Here is a 21640-nt window from a genome sequence, read left to right as displayed (position 1 = left end):
TTTATGCACATTAGAAAAGCGACCAAGGATGATGCTGCCGTTGCATTTGAAATTCGTAATCTTGCGATTTTAGCTCAATGTAAAGGCCACTATGAGGATGAGACTTTGCAAAAGTGGACCGAAGGCAGTCTTCCCGCACACTTTGTGACAGACTTTGCCGCTAATGGCTATGTATCCATTATGAATGACAATATTGTGGGTGTTGGGATGATAAACCTGACCACAGGTATGGTCGATGCTATGTTTGTGCGGCCAGAGTATATTGGTCAAGGGTTTGGAAAACAGATGATTCAGTACCTTGAATTACAAGCACGTAAAGCACAATGCGAAAAATTAACCTTGGATGCGTCACTCAACGCTGTCGACTTTTATCGTGCTTGCGGTTTTGAAGGACAGCGAGAGGCTATTTTTTACTCGCCTAGAGGCATTGAATTAACTTGCTTACCTATGACGAAAGCGCTCTTGTGATGAAGCGCTGTGATGAAACAGTCTTATGAAGCAGCCTGTATACTCATCATTAACCCAAAACAAAAAAGCCTCTTAGTGAGGCTTTTTTGTTTTGGCCATATTATTATTTTACTGATGTGCGATAAGCTGTTCAAAGCCCCCGCCATTATAGGTTTGGGTAAAACCCGCTTCCACAAGGTCGTTATTGGCAATACCGCTTCTTCTTCCACTTCTGCAATACAATACAATCGCCGTATCTTTATCAAGCTTTTGTTTGGTTAATTGCTTTAGTACCAATTCAAAAGGAATGTTAATCGCTCCATCTAAATGACCAGCTGCAAACTCTTGCTCTGTACGCACGTCAATGATCATGGCGCCATTATTAATTTTATCCCAAGCGACCGCTGGAGGCATTTCATCAGCAGTAGATACTGTCGACAGCACCAGTGCTAAGCCAGCGAATAGGAGTAAAGCGACTTGATTTAAAAAGCGTGTAGGGTGTTGTTGCACAATGAATCCTCTATGGTTTGTCGGTCATTGCCAACTCTGCAGCAGGCTTAGCGCCGAGTTTTTTAAATAATATTGCTGCAGGGCAAAAACCAGTAAAAGCACTTTGTAATAGATTAGCGCCAACAAATACCGTTAGCCAGATAAAATTATGATTTATCCAAGTCGTTAACGCCATTGATAGCAATACCATAAAGCCTGCAAAAGCCATAATTATGCGTTCCAAAGACATGCTTATCTCCTTAGTTTGATGGTCGATTTTTCATTACGCTGTAATACAAAATCGGAATAACAATCAGCGTGAGCAAACTGGATATAAAAATGCCAAAAATTAAGCTAATAGCTAATCCATTAAAAATGGGGTCATCAATAATGAATAAAGCCCCAATCATCGCAGCAAAAGCGGTGAGCATAATCGGTTTTGCTCTGACCGCACCAGATTGAATAACCGCTTGCTCAAGTGGTACACCTTTAGCCGTTTCTAGTTTGATAAAGTCCACCAATAGGATTGAGTTACGGACAATAATGCCTGCAAGTGCAATCATGCCTATCATCGATGGGGCTGTGAAGTGAGCGCCAAGCAGCGCATGCCCTGGCATAACACCTATGATGGTTAGTGGAATAGGTGCCATGATGACCAAAGGCACTAAGTAAGATTTAAAATGTCCTACAACAAGCAAATAGATTGCAATCATGCCAATGGCATAGGCAATTCCCATGTCTCTGAAGGTTTCATAGGTAATCTTCCACTCGCCATCCCACAAAATGGCTACGGTGTCTAATCCATCTGGTTGATTGATCAAATGTTGCTGTACAGGGATAGGGTTCACGCCGCTTAGATTGTCTTTTTCAATATCGGCATACATAGAAAACATGCCATATAGCGGGCTGTCTGTTGGGCCTGCCATATCAGCCACGACCATGATCATTGGCAGCATGTTTTTATGGATAATAGGGGTATTGATATTACCGTGCTCGACCTTAACTACGTCATTAAGGCGAACAGGTTCTCCGTGACTATTGTTAAGTGTTAATTGAAGAAGCTGTTGTAAATTAATTTTAGCTTGCTCAGAAGCTTGCAGCTTAATGGGAACGGGCACCTGAAAGTCTTGGTTTCGAATGTAACTAACATGCTCACCTTCTATTGCACTCGCAAGTGTGGTTACAATATCTTGATACTGTAATCCCATTAATTGCGCCTTACTTCTGTCAATATACACTCGCCATTGAGATGCTTGAGCAGGAAGGTAAATATCCACATCGACCACATGCTCAGTTTGTTCAAATCGCTGTTTAAGCTTGTTGGCTGTTTGTTCACGCAGTGCGGTTGTGGGGGCGTAAACCTCAGCCAGTATTGGTGACCAAACTGGTGGACCTGGAGGGACTTCAACAATTTTGATATTGGCTTGGTAAGGGGCTCCGATGTGTTGTAATTGGCTGCGAACAGCTGTGGCAATTTGGTGGCTATCGCGGGTTCGATGAGCTTTATCGACCAAGTTGACTTGAATATCACCTAACTCTTGGCTTTGGCGCATAAAGTAATGCCTTACAAGACCGTTAAAGTTAATTGGTGCATGCGTACCAGCGTAAAGCTGAAGGTGGTCAACTTCATCAACGGTGAGCAAGTGATCACCTAATGCTTTTAGTACTCGCTGTGTTTGTTCCACAGGCGTCCCTTCAGGCATATCGACTAAGACTTGAAACTCTGATTTATTATCAAATGGCAGCATTTTCAAAATAACTGCTTGTCCAACAGGTAATGCAACCGCTATGGCAATTAAAAAGATGATGGCACCAGTGAGTCCTAAGCGGGCTAACCTTGCTTTTTCGCCGATTAAAAACGGTGTCATCAGCCAGGTAAATAGACGCTGTAATTGACTACCTTTAGTGGATAACGGCTGTTGGTCTGCAAACTTGTTCGCCACAGGCTGTTCTGAAGTAAGGTTATTCGGCTCTGAATGACTGTTATTTGGGCTAAGGTTTTCACTCAGATTTTGGCGATGATTTGCTCCATGCCTTAATAGCTTTAAACTCAGCCAAGGGGTTACAACAAATGCAACGACTAGCGAAATAAGCATCCCCATACTGGAATTTATCGGAATAGGGCTCATATAAGGCCCCATAAGGCCAGAAACAAACGCCATTGGCATAAGTGCCGCTATTACGGTAAACGTTGCTAGAATCGTCGGACCGCCAACCTCATCGACAGCTAAAGGGATAAGGTTTTTGAAGTCTTTATTGCCTAACGCCATATGACGGTGAATATTTTCAACAACGACAATGGCGTCATCGACCAATATTCCGATAGAAAAAATTAAAGCAAAAAGCGAGATTCGATTGAGGGTGAACCCCCATGCCCAAGAAGCAAATAAGGTCATGGCTAAGGTGATAATAATAGCAATGCCGACGACCATTGCTTCACGCCTTCCCATTGTTATCAGCACCAATATGACAACCGCCAAGGTAGCAAAGACTAACTTCAATATCAGAGTATTGGCTTTATTACCTGCAGTTTCTCCGTAATTTCTTGAAACCGTGACTTCGACATTATTTGGTATCAGCAGGTTGTCGACTTTATTCAAACGTTCAAGAACTTGAGCGGTTATATCGACGGCATTCTCGCCACCTTGTTTACCGATAGCGATAGTTACTGCTGGGTAAACACCTGACTTATCTAGATGCAGGACATGTTGAGTTGCAATATCAGTTGCTAAGTTAACCTCGGCAATGTCAGATAAATACACTGGGCTTTGATGCTCTTCTTGATTAGCCACCTTAATGACCAAATTTCTTACATCGTCAGCACTTTGTAAAAACTGCCCCGTTTGTACTTTAATAAGTTGATTATTTTGGGTTAAGTCGCTTGGCGATGAAATATAATTATTGCTGGTAATAACTTGCCTTAACTGAGAAAAGCTAATGCCATAATGATTCATTTTAATGGGATCAAGCCTGACATTGACTGCTAGCTCTTGGCGACCCATTGAGTAAATTTCGCGTGTACCTTTAATGCGCTTAAATTCATTTTCAAGCTCAGTTGCCACAATGGTAAGTGATTCTGGTGTTACATTTTCATCTTTCGACCATAACGTTAATCCGACAATCGGCACATCATCGATTCCACGCGGTTTAATCAATGGTGAACCAATTCCAGCCGCTTGATTGAACTTATCTTGGTTTGATTGGAGCTGGTTGTATAAATTGACAATAGCGTGATCTCTAGGTACTCCGACATCAAATACAGCGATAATTAATGCGCCATCATTCATTGAAAAAGAGTAAAGGGTATCGATGCCTTTTAATTCAGAGATGATTTTTTCAGCCGGTAAGGTGACTTGCCTTGCTACTTCATCTGGAGTGGCACCTTGGTAAGGAATGTAGACATCAGCAAAGGTCACATCAATCTGCGGTTCTTCTTCTTTTGGTGTGACAACAATAGCGAATAAGCCCAGTAATATTGCCAGTAATGCAATTAATGGGGTCATCGCGCTTGACTGAAAAGCCTGAGCGATTTTTCCAGAAATACCAAGAGTCTGTGATTTGGTCATAACTAAATCCTGGCTTATTTATCGTTGTTGGTAGACTGGAGTATGAACTGGCTTGCTTGAGCAAGAATAATATCGCCATCCATCAATCCAGCATCAATAATTACGCTTGGGTTATCGCTACTATTAGCCATCGTTCTGACCCTGACTTGAGTCTGCACAAAGTTGTCAGCTTGTTTCATAAAGACTGCAGTGTAGTCACCGCGTCTAAAGATGGCCGATTCTGGAACGATAATGTGTGGTTGCTTTTTGCCTGAAATCGCGATTTTTACCCATTCACCCGCTGTGTATTCTGTTTCTCTAACAGGTAAATTTACTCTGATCTGGTAGGTTTGACTTGGCGACTGCAAAAATGAGAATGGAATAATATCACTTGCTTGAATGATAACGCCTGAAGCTAGCTCGATAGTAACCTTAGTATCAGTTGTGACATATGATTTATATTGCTGCGGAAGCTGAAATACTGCTCGCATATCGTCGATAGCGTAGCCTGCATAAAGTGGCTGACCAACAGTAACGGTTTCCCCTTGCTCGACAAAGCGTTGTGTTACTCGTCCACTAAATGGCGCGCTCACAGTGGTGTAATTTAAGGTTTCTTTGGCGGTAATTAATTGAGCTTTTGCTGCGGAAACAGCTTGAAAGCTGGCAGTAGCATWGGCGGTTGCTTCATCCATTGCGCCTTTAGATATAGCTCCTTTGGGGAAAAGGGCCTGATAACGAGTGAATTGGGCTTGTGCTTCAATGTTTTTAGCTTCCGCTCTTGCTAATTCAGCTTCAGCAGCTGCAAAACTCGCGCCTTGCTCTTTACTGGTGATTTCTAATAATGGTGAACCCGCAGGCACTAAATCGTTAATATCGTAATGAAGCGCAAGTATTCGTCCTGCCGTTTGAGCTGATACTGTTGCGGCTTTTACCGCTTCAATTTGACCATCAAAATAGAGCTGCTGAGCCTGTTCAACAGTTCTTATTGTTAATGTCTGCATGCTAGATTGATTAGGATGGCGTTCTGAACTGATATCGTCGCTCGCTTGTGCAGGGGACAGTGAAGCGTTACCTATAAATAGCCCAATAAAGAAAACCCATTTTAAAAGCATGATGACACCATTAATAATTATCCATAAGAAAATTCTAATGGACTTTTTATGCTGTGGCAATCACTTTATGAGAAAAATCTAATGGAAGGTGTCAATGGTACAAATTAAACGTAAAAAAAACGCCTAAGTAAACTTAGGCGTTTTCATCGCATTCATGTTAACGATTGAATCGTTAAATTTAGAAAGTGTGGTTATATTGCAGTGAGAAGTAGTTTGCGCCTGATTCGGTATAAGCACTCACTTGTCCGACTAGTGCACTCTCCTCTAAAACATGAACCTTTTCACCTGCAACTAAAGTGTAGCCGAAATCAATACTAGATTTATTACTCAAATTATAAGTGAAACCTGCTGAATACCACATGCGGTCTGAGTCAGGTATTGATAAAGAAGAAACTTCACCTACCACACCTTGGTCACTTGCAATACCTGCACGAACAGTCCAAGTTTCATTGATATCGTAAGTGGCACCAAGGCTTAAAAACCAAGAGTCTTTCCAGTTATAATGCTTGATAACATCATTCGCAGTGCCAAGATCACCGTCTACAACACTGATGTTGTCAAATGCACTCCACTGGGTCCACTGGGCAGTGTAGTGAATAGCAAACTTTTCAGTTAGCTGATGAAAACCAGCAAGCTGTGCGATATCAGCAATTGGAATTTCAATACTGTCAAAGTTTTGAGGGAACAAAACAGAAGGGTTATACATGATGTCACCACTAGCATCCATTTGTGGGCTATAGCGGTAACTCAAACCAATTCTGTTATTTTCGTTAAACTCATATGCTAATCCAACAATACCACCAACAGCCCAGCCGTCAGCTTCAACGTCAACAAGGTTTAACGGCATGTCACCAAGACCGATATCAATATTACCGTTACGCGTTAATGTTCCAGAACCATATACAGCATCAAGACCTAAACCTAAGCTTAAAGAATCATTAATACGGTATGACACGCTAGCGTTAAAGTTAATTGTGGTCACTTCAGTATTACCCAATAAATCAATTGGTGTATTGAAGTCGTGACCACTATTTAGTGATGAAAGATCAGTACCTGTGCCGTAGTTTGAGAAGGCTGCAACACCGTATGCCCATTTATCGTTGATAGGGCTAATGTAGTAGAAGTTAGGAATGAACTTAGCCTCAGCAGCATTGTCCATACTTCCAATATGGTTATCGCCATATTGAACATCACTCACTTCAACTTGAACGTCTGCGTACGAAGCTCCAATTGAAAGTGTCTTCTCATCAAACAATGCCATTGCTGCCGGGTTACGTGCTAAAACTGATGCATTATCTGCAATGATTGCATCACCAGCCATTGCACGGCCAATACCTGTAGCTGATTGGCTATTAAGTTGGAATCCAGCTGCCATGGTTTGTGTGCTAGCTAATGTCACTGCCATCGCAAGCAAGGTCTTGTTGAATTTAGTCATCATTTTTTCTCATCGTTGTACGTCAGTTTATTAATTTCCTAAACGCTGTCGTTTAAGTCCCCAATTAACACCAACTTTAATAATGCGGGCATATTAGGTAACAGTTGTCATCCCTGCAACTCCGACCAGTTGCTAGTTATTGTTAACTTTAGGTTAATTGTGCATGGTCGAGTATTTTATAGAATTTGAGTAAATACTCTATAACGCCTGAACTGTATGGGTTTTATGATTTTATTGATAAATTAAAATGTTGCTAACTGGTAAGTTTTGCAACAAATGGGCAGCAAGATTATTTTTAAAAAAATGGTACAGATGTACGCTGAAAGACCCAATTATTGAAAACTCACAATAATTGGGTCTATTGAAGATTAAAGAGAAGCTTTGAAATTATCGAATTGAGTCTTAATGTTGTCGGTTGGAGGCGACAACTTACTGAATACAAAGCCAGCGATGCTAGCAAATAAGAATCCAGGTAGAATTTCATATAAATCGAACAATCCGCCTGACAGTTGCTTCCATATCACAACAGTTAACGCACCGACTACGATTGTCGCAATTGCGCCATTTCGGCTATAGCCTTTCCAGAATAATGCTAGCAATACGACCGGTCCAAATGCCGCACCGAAACCAGCCCAAGCATAACTGACTAAATCGAGAACTTTACTGTCAGGATTTAAGGCGATGACGATAGCAATTATTGCAATGGCAAGAACACCAAAACGACCAACTAACATGAGCTCCTTATCCGATGCTTCGGGGCGTAACCATTTGCGATAGAAGTCTTCTGTAATAACACTTGAGCATACAAGTAATTGAGAATCGATAGTACTCATAATGGCTGACAGAATTGCCGCAATTAAAATACCACCAATCCAAGGGTTGAATGCCACTTGTGCTAAATGGATAAATACGGTTTCTGAATTAGCTAAAGCAGCGTCGGCAAAATAGATAGTGCCAGCAATACCAGTCGCTAACGCACCAACTAATGCTACTAGCATCCAACTCATGGCGATTCGACGTGACAAAGGAATGTCATCAGGGCTACCAATGGCCATAAAGCGTGACAGAATATGTGGCTGACCAAAGTAACCTAAGCCCCACGCAAGCAATGACACTAAACCTATAGTGGTCATGTTGCTATGAAGCAGCGACAGCATTTTAGGGTCTAAGGTTTCTAATGCGACTTGGGTATCTGGTTTGCTGAAAATGGCGACAGGGACAATTAATAATGCAAGTAACATTAAACAACCCTGGAAAAAATCAGTCCAACTTACAGCAAAAAAACCACCAACAAACGTGTAGGCCACGATAATAATCGAACCAATCATTAAGGCGATGGTGTAATCAAGGCCAAATATTTGTTCAAATAAAATGGCACCACCGACCATGCCTGAAGAAGTATAGAAGGTGAAAAATATTAAGATAGTAAACGCAGAGACTAATTTTAAAATGCCTTTTTTATCTTCAAAGCGTTTTTCAAAAAAGTCGGGTAGGGTAAGTGCATTATCAGCTGCTTGAGTATAGATACGAAGACGTCGAGCGACAAATAGCCAATTTAACCAAGCACCGAAAACTAAACCAATGCCAATCCAGGCTTCACCTAAGCCACCTAAATAAACAGCCCCAGGTAAACCTAATAACAACCAGCCTGACATATCTGATGCACCGACACTTAATGCTGTCACTGCTGGCCCCATTTTTCGGCCGCCCAGAATATAATCGTCAACGGTGTCTGTTTTGCGGTAGGCCCAATAGCCTATGCCCATCATAAGGGCGAGATAACCAATAAAGGTAATGAGGATTGGAGCTTCAATTGCCATGCTACTTCCGTATTGTTCTGATTATTGTGCGACATGCTAACAGATGTTTGACCTAGTGCACAATTTTGAAAGGAAGTGTGAAGAGTTATTGACCGGCTAGTGAAAATTCACTAGCCGTTTTGTTACTTAAAAGGGTGAATATTAAATGAAAGTTTGCTCGATTTCATTTTTCACAAATTGCAAATCAGCATCCTGTTCACCAACGAGTAACATGAAGGTGCCGGCAGTTTGAAAACCTAAACCTTGATAGTTTTTGTCAGCGAACGATTCTTCCGTAACCATACGATTTTCAGCGGGGACGATGAAGAGCGTCACCTTACCTTGTTCGCCTTCCATGACTAAATGTAAGCTTTTAACGCCTTGGAAGTCACAGTAAGAGGTGTAATACACTTTACCTGGTTGTTGGATAAATTTCGCATTCTCTAAACCGCTAATACCTGCCAGTTTAAAATTAACGTCTTCAAAGCCGACATTTTGATCTACTGATAATGCTTTAGGCTCATGATATACATGCTCTAACGCATGTTCCGCTAAGGCAACAGGCGTAAATCTAAGCATGCTAACACTTAAGCCTATGACGAGCGCAACGGATGCTGCCATCGCCATTAAATAACGTGTTTGCTTTTTCTGTTGCTGATGTTTACCTAATTGTTGGCGTAAAATCAGTTTCTCTGCCAGATCATCAGGCACATCGATATTCAGTGCGCTGGTAAGCTTACTGTCTAATGCTTTCAAGTCGTTGACGAGTTTGGCATCAGACTCAGACGCTTCAATCTGGGCCAAAAATTCTTCATCTTGGCTATTTGGGTCACCATAGGCATGGCGACGAAATTTTAGATCATCCATTTGATTGACCTCTAACTTCAGGAGACTCTAAGGCGTCTTTTAATTGATTCCGGGCGCGAAATAATCGCGTCATAACTGTGTTTCTATTGAGCTCTAATAAATCAGCAATCTCTTCACCACTAAATCCACCGATAAGTTGCAGTAATAGTGGCTCTCGATACTCAACCTCTAATTGACCTATTTGCTTGCGTAACCAATATTGTTCGGTCTGCTCTTCGGTTGTGGAAGACTTTTCATCTTCTAGCAACTCTTGTTCTACGTCACTGTAATCAAACTGCTTGCGTTCAAAGCGGCGAGCATTTTCACGGCGTAAAATCGTAATGAGCCAAGCTTTAGCCGCCTTATCATCCTTTAAAGAGTCTAAAGCACGCCAAGCGCGTAGAAACGTTTCTTGAGTGACGTCTTCAGCTACATGTTTATCGCCGATTAACCAATAGGCATATCGGTAGATATCAGTATGAAGTGCCCTGACGAGGCTGTCGTATCGTCGCTGTTTAGTTAGCATGTCAGATAAGACCGTGGGTTCGGACTTTTTATTTCGCAAGCTATCGAACATTTTATGACTTATTGTTAAATATTATGTTCGATAGCTTAAAAGGTTGGCTGTGAATAGCAAGCTTATTTACTGCTATGGGTTCAAGCTACTTAAAGGTGAAACATCGCTTTGTGTTTGATTTAACTGAGTTTGCTTTATCGCATTAATCAGTTTCTGTTTATCTATCACGACACTGTTTTGGCTATATTTTGCTTGTTGCAATTGTTCAATTGCCGCTGATAGCTCAGGCGATAATTTTGCTATAGCAGATAAATTTATCGGTTTATTGAACTGAGCTCCATACCATTTCTGTAGTAAAGCAATCACTTTCGATACATCATTATTATCACAAGCATCTTCTATATCTTGTAAACTAATTGCCGCTTTTACAGCGCTTTGTACTGAGGTGGTATCGGCTATTTGGGACGGCTTTTGACGTCTGGCTGTTAACCAAAGTGCCAAGGTTATTAGCCATAGTGTCGCAAATAACAAGGTTAACCAAGGCCATAATCCTGCCGTTGAGGAGGTCGCTTGTGGCTGTTCTGCCACCGTAGGTTGAACAGGGGTGATAGGGGCTGAACCTGTTATGGTGACAGTTCTTGCGGGGATAGTGGCATACTGCTGCTGACGTAAGTGTGGATTCCACCACGGCACTGAAATTTCAGGCAAGGTAAAAGTACCAGGTTGGGTTGGCACTATTGCAGTGGTTAAACTGTATTGAGCTATGACTTGATTCTCACGTACAACGGTTTGTCTGACTGGTTTTTCTGGGTAGGCTTTCAAGCCTTCAGGCATCGTAATTTTTATATCTGGTAAGCTGTTACTGTCAGCATTAGAGGCGACAATATTAATGGTTCTGGTGATTGGAGTTCCAATTTCAAACGCATTATTATCATTTTCTTCTGGCCATACTTCTTTAGCAATTAATAAATCACTGACTAACCAGTCACCTTGATATTGCTGAGGAATAGGGTTAATGACAATTTGAGTGTTTTCTGCACTCGCTTGCATTGGGCGGCTTTCATTAAAACCAAACATCCCGCCACGCCTTGGAGCTTCAACTAAAATATCTCCTGAAAACCCAGCTCCTTTTATAGCCAAAGTACCAGGTGTGTCAGCAATGATTGAGTAAGTACGTTCGATAACTCGAAATCGACGTCCATCAACAATTTCAACTGAATCTTTATCTTCACCGATTTGTTTTATTTCAGCGCCAGATATTTCAGGTGAACTGATGACGCCTCGTTGAAGTTCAGCGGCTAAAAATAGTTTTACTTGGTATGTCACAAGTTGACCAACATAGGCTTCTTGTGTACTTAATTCGCCTTCAATAAACAAATTACGCATTTGTTGCGGTTGGCTGCCCGCTTTGGCGACGGTTAACGTAATGGGGTTAGATGTTACACCTTCCATTGTAAATGGCGGAATGGTCACAGTGCCTGCATTTTTAGCCGACAATAACACTTGCCAGCGGGTTTCTTTTGTTGTGTCAAAATTAACCATTTTTGTACTACGGCCAACGCTTGTTCGGCCGACAACAAAGTCTTTTAGTAACACAGACGTATCTAATGAGCCTGCGTTTAAATCAGCATCAGCAGTGACATTTAAAACAAAATATTCGCCCTGCATGACAGGGTTTCTATCAACTGTTGCTTGAATTTGACTGACTGCAAAAACTTGCCCCGTAAAAAGAATAGTAAGAAGGGCGAAAACGATTCTGTTTACCACTGTTGTGTATCCTTAGGCAATTGGCCGCTTTGGCGACGCTTTTGATATTCTAATAGCATTTTATTTCTGATAAGCACTTGCGGATCTTCACTAACGGCACGCAATGCTCTCTCTAAATCTGCTGGTAACGGTTCTTCTGTAAGCTCACTGGCTGCAACAGATTGAGCTTGACTAGGTGAATCATCAGTAGGCTCAGGTTCTGTTGTGGTTGACGTTTGCTGTGAAGCGTTATTTGTCGATTCATTTGACGCATCTTCTGAAGTCGGTTCTGGCTCTGATGGCGATTTAGCCTCCATTTTTGCATCATTATTCGCAGACTGCTTGGGATCCTCAGTAGCATTGCTTTGTGCATCTTCTTGTTCTTGGGCGTTGTCTGATTGAGCCTGATCTGATTCAGATGAATCGGCATCTTGGCCATCTTGCTCATTTTGGGACTGCTCTTGTGAAGACTGGTCTTTTGATGCGCTGTCGTCTGAGTTCTGCTGTGATTGGTCATTTGATTGACTATTATCGCTCTGATTTTGTTCAGAATCGTTGGATTGATTCTGTTGATTATTAGCATCAGAACCATCTGATTTATTGTCAGACTGGCTGTCATCATTATTTTCATTATTACTATTTTGCTGCTCTTGCTGCTCTTGCTGCTCTTGCTGCTGTTTCATTTGCTCAGCAATTTGCAGGTTTTTCTGCGCTTGTGGGAAGTCCGGTTGTTGAGTCAATGCTTTTTGATAGCGCGCAATAGCTTCATCTAGTTGATTGAGTTGCATCAGGCTATTGCCTTGATTATATAGCCCCTGTGCTGTGCTATCTCGCTCAAACCCTGCAAGGGCGTTTTCATAATCCCCAGCTTTATATTGGGCACTGGCTTGCCATTGAGGCTGATTAAACTTTTCAGCGGCTTGGGCAAAATCTTCTGCAGATTGCGCTTGCATAAATTGCTCGCTAGCTTGCTGATCAGAGGTTTTCCATAAATCATCCCAAGTATTAGCTTGTGCTGGCGCCGGTTGCAGCATCATACCTAATGTGAAAAACGACATAATGGGTAATAGGGTAAACCTAAAGCTTAATAACACAGGGATAAGCAACAATAATGCAATATAAGGCCCTAAATCTTGCCAAGCTTCACCTTCTAACTCAGTGGCTTTGGCATCGCCGTCATTAGCTAACCAATCTTGCAACTGAGTTAACGAACGTCCATCTGCAGTTGCAGGGACCATAATCCCACCAGTGGGTTTTGCGAGTTTTTCCAGTAATGAAAAGTCAGTTTTGTCGATAACCACGTCACCGCTATTATTTCGTAAAAGTTGACCATCAGGTAATTGAATAGCCGCACCTTGTGTAGTACCAAATGCCATCACAGAAACTCGATATCGACTGCCTTCTAGTGCATTAGCTGCATCGGCATATTGCCTAGGATTCACCCCATCTGTCATTACAATAATATCGCCACTGATATGCCCACCCTGGGCTAGCAATTGCTGTGCTAGCGCGAGTGCAGAAGATAAATCTGAGCCTCTTACTGGCATGATATCTGGAGAAAGTGTTGGAAGCAGGTTGAGTAAAGTTGCATTATCACGGGTCAACGGGCTAATGKTAAATGCGTCGCCAGCAAATGCGATTAAGCCTGTTTCACCTTCAGTTAAACTACCAATAAAGTCCGTTGCACGGTATTTGGCTTGAGATAAGCGGTTAGGTTTTTGATCTGTGGCATACATGGATAAAGACATATCCATGATTAATACTCGGCCTTGTTCATTACTATAAACAGGTAAACTCTGTTTGTTCACAGCTGGCCCCGAAAGTGCCACGACTGCAATTATCCAGCAGATAATTAATCCCCACTTAGGCTGCTTTTTAACCTGAGTACCCTCTGTAATCAGTGTTTTGGCCAAATGCGGCGCAATATATTGCTGCCAAGCTAGATTTTGTTTTTGGCTACGCCATAGGAGCAGCCCAAGCACTAATAATGGGATAAGTAATAGTAACCACTCAGGACGAATGAAGTGTAATTCCATTATTTGCCCCCTCGTGATGATATTTTGCTAAATGAGAATTGGCTGCGAATACTTATTACGACACTCATTAAAATAGCGAATAGTAGTGGCCAATAAAATAATTCACTTTTAGGGCGATAGGTGAGTTGATCGCGGCTTACGGGTTCTAGTTCATCAATTTTTTGATAAATCTGAGCAAGCTCTTCACTATTTCTTGCGCGGAAGTAGTGGCCGTTGGTCATGTCAGCTAAGTTTTGTAGTTGTTCTTCATCTAAATCAAGTGAAGGATTAACTCGTTCGGTGCCAAAAATGCTGCGACGCTCTAATACTTCAGCACCGACACCGACGGTATAGATGGTAACGTTTCGTTTTGCCGCTATTCTTGCTGCGACTTCAGGTTCGATGTTGCCAGCATTATTTGAACCATCGGTGAGGAGAATTAACACACGGTTACTATCGTTGACCATATCAAAACGTCTTACAGCTAAAGCAATTGATTCGCCAATGGCAGTTTGTTTGCCCACGAGGCCAATTTCGCTGTCAGCGAGGAATTGTGCAACAGAGCGTCTATCTTGAGTCAGCGGCGCTTGTAAGTATGCATGATCGGCAAACAAAATGAGGCCGAGTCGATCGCCATTACGGCGTTCAATAAAGTCACCAATAACATGTTTTATTAAGGTGAGTCGATCGACTGTTTTACCATTAATCACCATATCTTCAATTTGCATACTGCCAGATAAATCCACTGCCAGCATGACATCCCGCCCTTCAGAGGGCAGCTCGATTGGTTCACCGAGCCATTGTGGTCTAATTAATGCGCAAATTAAACATAACCACATGAACCAATAGGCTTTTCTATTAGGTTTTTTAGGCGTGCTAGATACCGATATTTGAGCTTCACTGATGCCTGGAAGTTGTAAATGACCACCAGTATTCTTACTAACTTGTTTAGATTTAATAAAAAATGGTAATGGTAAAAGCAATAACAACCAAGGCCATGTTATTGAGAACATGAGTCCTCCTTGTCATTTTGCTTTGCTATCATAGATGACGTTAATTCGTTAGGGTTAAAGGCTGTTAAGCGGGCTGATTTGGCAAGAAACACATGAGCAAGCTGTTGCAATTGCTTCGTTTCTGCTTGGGATAAACCTTGCGATTGGTATCGTTTATTGAGCAATAAACCAATTTGACCGTGATGCTGTTTTGGTAAGCGTAGCTCTAGCCAAGCAAACCAGTGGTTGCCGTCAAGTTTGGCAAAATCTTGTCGCGGGAAATAACTCATCGCTGTTCGTTTAAGTAGGCTATTCACTTCAGTTGCATACTGTGGGCTGGCAATATCTAATTGGTTTAATACATCTAAAGCCGCTTTTCTTGGAGCATGGTACTGTTTATCTCGTTTAAGCTTAACCACCATTGCTATGGTGATACCGATGACGAGTGCGGCAAGTATCCAATAACCTGGCGCCATTGGCCATTGAGAAATTTGCTGAGGCAGCACGATATCTTCTAATTGCATTAAAGCTGGATTTGCTTGAGCTGAATTCATTTAGCGTAGTACTTCCAATTGGTCACTTAATCGTTTCCCTGCGTCAATAAATCGTGTGGGTACTTTAATCATCTTCATTAAATCAATAAATTGTTGTTGATTTTTAAGTTGGTTTTCAAGCCAAGTCTCATAACTATGACGAGTTAATGTTAGTTGCTGCTTTCCATCACGTACTGGCAATGAAAAGCGCTTTGGAAGTGCTAACGTGCCTTGCCTTAATGGATCACTAATGACAAATGCTCCGACATCGCAATGGCGTTTGAGTTCAGTTAATGCGGCTAAACATTCTTGAGTAAAATGTTGGCCATCGGTAATAATCCATACTAATGAGCCTGGTTTAGCGATACGTTGCAAGCGTTGGCAAGCACGGAGTATGTGTTGAGGATCATGGGGTAGCTCATCAAAATGATTTAACTGATTACCATGTACCTTCATTAAGGCTGATGTTAACTGCAATATACCTTGTCGACGGCTTCGAGGCTTGAGCTCGAGATGTTCAGTTTCACTGGCTATGAATGCACCGAGTCGATCGCCATGATTAATCGCATTCCAACCTAGTGTTGCTGCGACATGTGCAGCTTGTACTGATTGCATTAATAGGCGCGAACCAAAAAACAAGCTATGACTAAGGTCAATGAAGAGAATAATAGGGCGTTCACGTTCTTCTACAAAAAGTTTTGTGTGCGCTTTTCCTGTCCTTGCCGTTACTCGCCAGTCAATGGTTCTGACGTCATCGCCATTTTGATAATGACGAACTTCAGCAAACTCCATTCCGCGACCTTTTATCAAGCTACTTCTGTGTCCTGCTTGACTTGCTTTAGCACGGCTGCGTTTATCGGGCATTGCACGAGCTGTGCTTTGACAGCTGAATAGCTCTTGCTCGGTCAAATTGACCCCATTACTGAATAACGGTAACGGGGAAACTTGTGCTTGTTCAAATGGCATCTTTGCAGTCCGGATTTAAGGTACAGCCACTTGGCTTAAAATATGGCTAATGACATGATCTGCATTAATTCCTTCAGCTTGTGCTTGATAACTTAATAATAAACGGTGTCTTAGCACATTCGGAGCAACTGCTTGGATATCCTCTGGTGAGACATAATCACGTTCTTGTAGCCACGCTCTAGCTCGAGCACATCGCTCTAATGATATTGAAGCACGAGGGCTGACGCCATATTCTAACCATTTAGCTAGCTCTGGACTGTAGCGCTCAGGTTGGCGTGTCGCCATAATTATCTCAACAATGTAACTTTCTAGCGGCTCTGCTAGATAAAGCTCCATGGCTTGATCGCGTGCGGCAAATACATCTGACTGGGCAACAGGCTCAATAGTCGGTAATGTTTGAGTAATCGCTTCTTTGCGCGATTGTCTTAAAATTTCACGCTCAGTATCGGCACTTGGATAATCCAGATTTAAATGCATCAAGAAGCGATCAAGCTGTGCTTCAGGAAGTGGGTAAGTCCCTTCGTTTTCAAGTGGGTTTTGCGTTGCCATGACTAAAAACAAATTTGGTAAGGGGTAACTGTTTTTACCCACTGTAACTTGGCCTTCTGCCATTGCCTCAAGTAACGCCGATTGCACTTTTGCTGGCGCACGGTTAATTTCGTCAGCCAAAATGAGGTTATGGAATATAGGCCCTGCTTCAAATTCAAATGTGGCCGTTTGCGCACGGTAAATATCGGTACCGGTTAAATCTGCAGGTAATAAGTCCGGAGTAAACTGAATACGGTGGAAATCACCTTCAACGCCATCACATAACGCTTTCACAGCTCGTGTTTTTGCAAGACCTGGCGGGCCCTCAACTAATAAGTGTCCATCTGCAATCAATGCAATCAGTAGGTTTTCAGTTAATACAGGTTGTCCCAAAATGACGTTGTCTAAATAGGCACGTAAAGAATGAAATCGACTCAAAGGCATGATGATACTCAATTAATTTCAGAAATTTATCTAATTAAACCTATGTTAATGAATTTCATTAGCCTTTGGCTAGTAGCATTAACAGATTTTCATTTTTAATTAATTCTGAGTGATATTTTGTGAATTTATTCATTGGGAAAGAGCAAATATAGCGAAATTAGGAATATTTTAAAGTTAATGCTCTATATTTTAATTGTATGATTATTAATGATTATTTATTGGTTGAGTCAGTGCTTTTGATGATAATTACTGCTATTTTTCATACGGATGTTTAAAACTTCGCAATTAAAAGTTAGAATCAGATCACACTTTTATGGTCAGACCAGATCTGTCTGACATAATTTAAGTATTCACTGACAAGCCAGATAAGGCTAAACAATTAAAAGAGGGTGAACAATGAGTGATAGACAACAAGTAACCAACGCTCGTGGGGAGCGTATCGCTATTGTGGCGGGTCTTCGAACCCCGTTTGCAAAGCAAGCAACTGCTTTTCACGGTGTATCAGCACTGGATATGGGCAAAATGGTGGTTAATGAATTGCTGTCTCGCTCAGAACTTGACCCTAAAACAATTGAGCAACTGGTATATGGTCAGGTTGTTCAAATGCCTGCAGCGCCAAATATAGCACGTGAGATTGTACTGGGAACGGGTATGGATGTCTCAACAGATGCATACAGTGTGACTAGAGCTTGTGCCACAAGTTTTCAATCAGCGGTCAATGTTGCTGAATCGATTATGACTGGTAATGTCGAAATCGGTATTGCTGGCGGTGCAGACTCTTCGTCTGTTTTACCTATTGGCGTTTCAAAAAAACTGGCACATGCGTTAGTTGATTTAAATAAAGCACGTACCTTTAAACAAAAGTTTGCCATTGCACGTCGACTCGGTTTAAAAGACTTAATGCCAGTGCCTCCGGCGGTTGCTGAGTATTCAACTGGGTTATCAATGGGCCAAACAGCTGAACAAATGGCAAAAACATATGGTATTAGCCGAGCTGATCAAGATGCGCTAGCACACCGTTCTCATACGCTTGCAACTGAAACATGGAATTCAGGTAATCTTGCTGATGAGGTAATGACAGCCCATGTTCCTCCTTACAAGCAGTTTATTGATCGTGATAATAATATTCGTGAAAACTCAGTATTAGAGTCTTATGCCAAATTACGTCCAGCCTTTGACCGTAAACACGGCTCTGTAACAGCAGCAAACAGTACACCATTAACCGACGGCGCTTCTGCCGTTATTCTAATGAGCGAAGGCCGTGCTAAAGCATTGGGTTACGAGCCTATCGGTTATATTAAAAGTTATGCATTTACTGCAATTGATGTGTGGCAAGACATGTTGATGGGGCCTTCATACGCCACACCATTAGCGCTAAAGCGTGCTGGCATGGAGTTAGAAGATTTAACATTAATTGAAATGCATGAAGCATTTGCAGCACAAACATTAGCCAATATGCAAATGTTTGGTTCTAAGAAATTTGCAGAAGAAAAGCTAGGTAGAAATCGCGCCATTGGTGAGATTGATATGAGCAAGTTTAATGTATTAGGTGGTTCTCTTGCTTATGGACATCCATTTGCAGCAACAGGAACACGTTTAATTACCCAAGTATGTCGTGAACTTAAACGTCGTGGCGGTGGTACTGGTTTGGCTACAGCATGTGCTGCTGGTGGTCTTGGCGCAGCAATGATTGTAGAAGTGGAGTAATTCTGATGGAAAAGACATTTAATTTATCTCGCCGCGAAGACGGAATTGCTGTGTTAACAATGGATGTTCCTGGTGAAACCATGAACACCTTAAAAGCAGAGTTTGGTCCAGAAATCAGCGAAACACTAGCTGAAATCAAACATGATGCCAGTGTGAAAGGGCTTGTGGTTATCTCGGGTAAAGCTGACTCATTTGTTGCTGGCGCAGATATCAGCATGTTAGATGCATGCACCAGCGTTGCAGCTGCTAAAGAGCTGTCTCAGCAAGGGCATGTTGTATTCAATGAGCTTGAAAATTTATCGATTCCTGTCGTAGCAGCTATCAATGGTGCATGTCTAGGTGGCGGCTTAGAGTTGGCGTTAGCGTGTCATTTACGTGTTTGTACTGATGACAAAAAAACCATCATGGGTGTGCCGGAAGTGCAACTTGGTTTACTGCCTGGTGGTGGGGGAACACAACGTTTACCGAGAAAAGTCGGTATTACCACTGCACTTGATATGATGCTAACAGGCAAACAAATTCGCCCTAAGCAAGCGCTTAAAATGGCACTGGTTGATGACGTAGTACCTGAGTCTATTTTATTAGAAACTGCCATTGCAATGGCTAAAAAAGGTAAGTCAGCAGCAAAAGTCGCTAAGAAAAGTGCATTAAATAAGGTGCTTGAATCAACAAGTGCAACTCGCGATATCATTTTTGATCAAGCTGCAAAACAAGTCCTTAAAAAGACCCAAGGTAATTACCCAGCGCCAGCCAAAATTATTGACTGTGTTAAACAAGGCATGAACAAAGGCATGATTAAAGGGCTTGAAGTTGAAGCCAGTCATTTTGCCGAATTAGTCATGTCATCAGAGTCTGAAGCACTTCGCAGCATTTTCTTTGCTACGACAGAAATGAAAAAAGAAACAGGTGCCGATGGCGCTGAGCCGCGTAAGGTTAATAAAGCCTTAGTTATCGGTGGTGGTTTGATGGGAGGCGGTATTGCTTCTGTGACAACGACTAAAGCTAAAATCCCCGCACGTGTGAAAGATATTAATGAAAAAGGGTTAAGTAACGCGTTAGCTTATGCTTATAAATTATTGGCTAAAGGCGTTAAGCGTCGTCATATGACTCCAGCTGTTAGAGATAATTTAATGGCATTGATGACGACAACGACTGAATATAAAGGTGTTAAGGATGCCGATATTGTCGTTGAAGCCGTCTTTGAAGATTTAGCTCTCAAGCATCAAATGGTAAAAGATGTTGAGCGTGAATGTCATGAAAATACTATTTTCGCTTCAAATACGTCTTCGTTACCGATTGGGCAGATTGCAGAGGCAGCTTCCCGTCCTGAAAACGTGATTGGTCTTCATTATTTTTCACCTGTTGAAAAAATGCCGCTGGTCGAGGTGATTGCCCATAAAACGACATCACCAGAGACGATTGCAACTACGGTTGCATTTGCGCGTAAGCAAGGCAAAACCCCGATTGTTGTTCAAGACGGTGCGGGTTTTTATGTGAACCGTATTCTTGCTTTATACATGAATGAAGCCGCTCAAGTTTTATTGTCTGGCGAAAAAGTAGAAAGTTTAGATAAAGCCCTCGTAAAATTTGGTTTCCCTGTGGGACCCATTACATTATTAGATGAAGTCGGAATAGATGTTGGAGCTAAAATTGCGCCGATCTTAACCCAAGAGTTAGGTGAAAGGTTCAAAGCCCCAGATGCGTTTGACAAGTTGTTAGCAGACGATCGAAAAGGTCGTAAAAATGGCAAGGGCTTTTATCAATATGGTAATAAGAAGTCTAAAGCTAAATTGGTTGATGAGTCCGTTTATCAGGTACTTGGTGTCAATAATCAATCTACAGGTTCGGGTAGTGATATTGCCATGCGCTGCGTGATCCAAATGCTCAATGAGGCCGTTCGCTGTTTAGATGAGGGTATTATTGCCAGTGCTCGTGATGGTGATATTGGCGCAATCTTCGGGATTGGATTCCCACCTTTCTTAGGCGGTCCATTTAAATACATGGACAGTATGGGAATCGCTAACTTAGTGTCAAAATTACGTCAGTATCAACAACAACATGGCGATAGATTTGAACCTTGTGAAAGGTTGGTCAACATGGCTGAGTCAGGCAGCACTTTCTATTAGCCGTAAGTCATACTTTATGGTTGATTAAAATTAACAAAGCGGCAACATATTGCCGCTTTTTCATTCTAAAGTGGCATATTTTAGCCTAATAAATAGTCTATATGTCTATTTTTGCTTTCCAGTATAATAGTCTTATTTGCTACTCTTATAGCTAACAGTTTAGTTCTTGGTTATAATATCGCCGTTATTGGCAGGGTGAGATAGCTGATAAAGAATTAAAAAAATGGAATGTTGTTAACTGAATAAATTATTGAGGTTTCAGTGATATTTCTACTCTTGTTGATTTCGTGTTTATCAGGATATTTTCTGGGTAATCAAGCTTTTGTCAATGGGATGGCTGTTAAAAGATGGTCTGTAGCTGGAATGCTTATGGGGCCGCTTGCTTATCCATTA

General features: G+C 41.8%; 17 protein-coding genes. 3 read left to right on the top strand and 14 right to left on the bottom strand.

Annotation, left to right across the window (positions count from 1 at the left end; genetic code table 11):
• The first annotated feature begins 3 nt into the window (after window positions 1-3).
• Window positions 4-468, top strand: a complete 465-nt coding sequence (locus A9267_RS21310; protein ID WP_065110669.1) for a GNAT family N-acetyltransferase — start codon at window positions 4-6, stop codon at window positions 466-468.
• Window positions 469-576: 108 nt separating this feature from the next.
• On the opposite strand, the gene A9267_RS21305 is transcribed toward A9267_RS21310, so the two are convergent.
• The 14 genes from A9267_RS21305 to A9267_RS21240 form a co-directional block, all read right to left on the bottom strand.
• Window positions 577-957, bottom strand: a complete 381-nt coding sequence (locus A9267_RS21305; protein WP_231919242.1) for a rhodanese-like domain-containing protein — start codon at window positions 955-957, stop codon at window positions 577-579.
• 10 nt (window positions 958-967) lie between these two features.
• A complete protein-coding gene (locus A9267_RS21300; protein WP_065110667.1) occupies window positions 968-1186 on the bottom strand; it encodes a YgaP family membrane protein in 219 nt (72 codons plus the stop codon).
• 10 nt (window positions 1187-1196) lie between these two features.
• Window positions 1197-4502, bottom strand: a complete 3306-nt coding sequence (locus A9267_RS21295) for an efflux RND transporter permease subunit (protein ID WP_065110666.1) — start codon at window positions 4500-4502, stop codon at window positions 1197-1199.
• Between the two features lie 14 nt (window positions 4503-4516).
• Window positions 4517-5593, bottom strand: coding sequence for an efflux RND transporter periplasmic adaptor subunit (locus A9267_RS21290; RefSeq protein WP_065110665.1), 1077 nt, complete (start codon window positions 5591-5593; stop codon window positions 4517-4519).
• Between the two features lie 178 nt (window positions 5594-5771).
• On the bottom strand, window positions 5772-7028 hold the full coding sequence (locus A9267_RS21285; RefSeq protein WP_065110690.1) for an OmpP1/FadL family transporter: 1257 nt from the start codon (window positions 7026-7028) through the stop codon (window positions 5772-5774).
• Window positions 7029-7396: 368 nt separating this feature from the next.
• Complete coding sequence (putP, locus tag A9267_RS21280; protein ID WP_065110664.1) at window positions 7397-8848, bottom strand: sodium/proline symporter PutP; 1452 nt, start codon at window positions 8846-8848, stop codon at window positions 7397-7399.
• A 141-nt stretch (window positions 8849-8989) separates the two neighbouring features.
• Window positions 8990-9694, bottom strand: a complete 705-nt coding sequence (locus A9267_RS21275) for a DUF3379 domain-containing protein (RefSeq protein WP_065110663.1) — start codon at window positions 9692-9694, stop codon at window positions 8990-8992.
• Entirely contained in the window at window positions 9687-10250 is a 564-nt protein-coding gene (locus A9267_RS21270) for a sigma-70 family RNA polymerase sigma factor (RefSeq protein WP_055026193.1), read from the bottom strand. The genes A9267_RS21275 and A9267_RS21270 overlap by 8 nt, the downstream gene beginning before the upstream one ends.
• A 72-nt stretch (window positions 10251-10322) precedes the next feature.
• Window positions 10323-11957: a BatD family protein gene (locus A9267_RS21265; protein WP_065110662.1), complete on the bottom strand. Its 1635-nt coding sequence runs from the start codon at window positions 11955-11957 to the stop codon at window positions 10323-10325.
• Window positions 11951-13972: a vWA domain-containing protein gene (locus A9267_RS21260; RefSeq protein ID WP_065110661.1), complete on the bottom strand. Its 2022-nt coding sequence runs from the start codon at window positions 13970-13972 to the stop codon at window positions 11951-11953. Before A9267_RS21260 ends, A9267_RS21265 begins: the two co-directional genes overlap by 7 nt.
• Window positions 13972-14964 carry a vWA domain-containing protein gene (locus tag A9267_RS21255; RefSeq protein WP_055026196.1) on the bottom strand — a complete coding sequence of 331 codons (993 nt, stop codon included), beginning with the start codon at window positions 14962-14964 and terminating at the stop codon, window positions 13972-13974. Before A9267_RS21255 ends, A9267_RS21260 begins: the two co-directional genes overlap by 1 nt.
• Window positions 14952-15497: a DUF4381 domain-containing protein gene (locus A9267_RS21250; protein ID WP_065110660.1), complete on the bottom strand. Its 546-nt coding sequence runs from the start codon at window positions 15495-15497 to the stop codon at window positions 14952-14954. Before A9267_RS21250 ends, A9267_RS21255 begins: the two co-directional genes overlap by 13 nt.
• On the bottom strand, window positions 15498-16442 hold the full coding sequence (locus A9267_RS21245; protein ID WP_055026197.1) for a DUF58 domain-containing protein: 945 nt from the start codon (window positions 16440-16442) through the stop codon (window positions 15498-15500).
• Window positions 16443-16457: 15 nt separating this feature from the next.
• The gene (locus tag A9267_RS21240) at window positions 16458-17414 is read right to left on the bottom strand and encodes an AAA family ATPase (protein ID WP_055026198.1); all 957 of its coding nucleotides are present in this window, start codon (window positions 17412-17414) and stop codon (window positions 16458-16460) included.
• A gap of 396 nt (window positions 17415-17810) precedes the next feature.
• Here A9267_RS21240 and fadI point away from each other — a divergent pair, with 396 nt between their 5' ends.
• Both fadI and fadJ read left to right on the top strand, forming a co-directional pair.
• A complete protein-coding gene (gene fadI, locus A9267_RS21235; RefSeq protein WP_065110659.1) occupies window positions 17811-19121 on the top strand; it encodes an acetyl-CoA C-acyltransferase FadI in 1311 nt (436 codons plus the stop codon).
• A 5-nt stretch (window positions 19122-19126) separates the two neighbouring features.
• Entirely contained in the window at window positions 19127-21247 is a 2121-nt protein-coding gene (fadJ, locus tag A9267_RS21230; protein ID WP_065110658.1) for a fatty acid oxidation complex subunit alpha FadJ, read from the top strand.
• Window positions 21248-21640: the final 393 nt, after the last annotated feature.

This window comes from Shewanella sp. UCD-FRSSP16_17, from assembly GCF_001675935.1.
GTDB classification, from domain to species: Bacteria; Pseudomonadota; Gammaproteobacteria; order Enterobacterales; family Shewanellaceae; genus Shewanella; species Shewanella japonica.
Note: the sequence above shows the minus strand (reverse complement) of the source record. Positions and strands in the feature narration are given on the sequence as shown.